Annotated in this window: 2 protein-coding genes and 1 pseudogene; 2 read left to right on the forward strand and 1 reads right to left on the reverse strand. The window is 73.9% G+C overall.

The window, feature by feature from the left end:
• Positions 1–396, forward strand: a pseudogene (locus tag ABNT58_RS22005) (BMP family ABC transporter substrate-binding protein); the annotation flags it as partial.
• 17 nt (positions 397–413) lie between these two features.
• On the opposite strand, the gene ABNT58_RS22010 reads toward ABNT58_RS22005, so the two are convergent.
• A complete protein-coding gene (locus tag ABNT58_RS22010; protein WP_348755544.1) occupies positions 414–1,268 on the reverse strand; it encodes a class III extradiol ring-cleavage dioxygenase in 855 nt (284 codons plus the stop codon).
• Between the two features lie 142 nt (positions 1,269–1,410).
• Between ABNT58_RS22010 and ABNT58_RS22015 the strand changes: the two genes are divergently transcribed.
• Positions 1,411–1,698, forward strand: a 288-nt coding sequence (locus tag ABNT58_RS22015; RefSeq protein ID WP_348755545.1) for a DUF899 family protein, incomplete at its 3' end; no start/stop codon positions are given.

Here is a 1,698-nt window from a genome sequence, read left to right on the forward strand (position 1 = left end):
AAGGGCGTGCGCCTGCTGGCCTACCAGAGCGACATGCGAGCCTTTGCGCCCAAGGCCCAGCTGGCGGCGGGGACGGCCGACTGGAGCGCCTACTACGTGCAGCAGGCCAAGGCGGTGCTGGCGGGCACTTGGCAGTCGGGCGCCACCTGGGGCGGCCTGCAGGCCGGCATGGTGCGGCTGTCGGCCATCGATCCGGCGCTGCCGCCGGCCGTGGCCAAGGACCTGGCCCAACGCCAGCAGGCCTTGATCGCCGGCAAGCTGCAGCCCTTTGCGGGCCCGCTGAAAGACCAGGCCGGCCAGCTGCGCCAGCCCGCGGGCGGCGCGCTGCCCGATGCGGCCATCGCATCGATGGATTGGTTCGTCGAAGGCGTTGTCGGGTCGGTGCCCGGCCGTTGAACCAAAGCGGCGCCGGCTCAGGCCGCCAGCGCCTGCGCCAGCCGCTCGGCCTGCGGGCCGAAGGCATAGGCGTCCATGCCCAGCGCGCCGAAGGTCACCGAGTCGTGCAGGCGCAGCGGCGCCGTCTCGCGGCCGCCCGCGCCGGCGGCCACGTACCAGGGCAGCAGGTGCTCGTCGGTGGGGTGCATCAGCGCTGCGTGCGGCGCCTGGGTGCGGTAGTCCAGCAGCGCCGCCCAGTCGCGGGTGGCGGCGCGGGCGCGCATCCAGTCGCGGAAGGCGGCGCTTTCCGGGATCTCGGCATCGTCGCCGCGCGGCGCGCCGTTGAAGCGGCCCAGCAGCCGCAGGTTGTGGGTGATGCTGCCGGTGCCCAGCACCCACACGCCTTCGGCCGCCAGCGGCGCCAGCGCCTGGCCCAGCGCGAACTGCTGCGCCGGGCTCTGGCTGGGCACGTAGGCCAAAGGCAGCACCGGCACGTCGGCCTGCGGAAAGATCGAGCGCAGCGGCGTCCAGATGCCGTGGTCCAGCCCGCCTTCGGGCAGCTTGTGCGCCGCGATGCCGGCCTGTGCCAGCAGCGCCTGCGCGCGCTCGGCCAGGGCCGGCGCGCCTGCGGCGTCGTAGCGCAGGCGGTACAGCGCGTCGGGGAAGCCGCCGAAGTCGTACACCGCCTCGTGCCGCGGTGCGGCCAGCAGCACCGGCTCACGCGTCAACGAATGGGCCGACACCGCCAGCACCGCCTTCGGCCGGCCGAAGGCCGCCACCAGCGCCTGGCCCATCCGCTGCCAGAAGGCGCCGGCCGCGCCGGGCTCCAGCGCCGTCATCGGCGAGCCGTGGGAAACAAAAACCGGGGGCAGGGTGGAGGTGGCAGTGCTCATGCCCTGCATTTCAGCAGCCGGCCGTGGCCCCGGGGTTCTGGCGGTTTGCATGCGGCGTTGCAGCGCATGCAAGCGCCTGACACCGCCTGTCGAAAAAGCGCGCGCTGGATCGTCGTGCCCCACACCCCGAAGGAGACGCCGCATGACCCCGCCCACCCCGCTGCTGCCGGCCGCCGAATTGGCTGCGCGCGCGCCCAGCCGCTTTCCGAACGAAAGCGCCGAGTACCGCCGCGCCCGCACCGCGCTGCTGGCCGAAGAGATTGAGCTGCGCCGCCACCTCGAGCGCGTGGCCGCGCTGCGCCGCCAGCTGCCGGCCGGCGGCCCGGTGCCGGAAGACTATGTGTTCGAGGGCGAGCAGGGCCCGGTGCGCCTGTCGCAGCTGTTCGGCCGCCACGACACGCTGATCACCTACCACTGGATGTTCGGCCCG

The organism is uncultured Aquincola sp., assembly GCF_964001545.1.
Taxonomy (GTDB): Bacteria; Pseudomonadota; Gammaproteobacteria; order Burkholderiales; family Burkholderiaceae_C; genus Aquincola.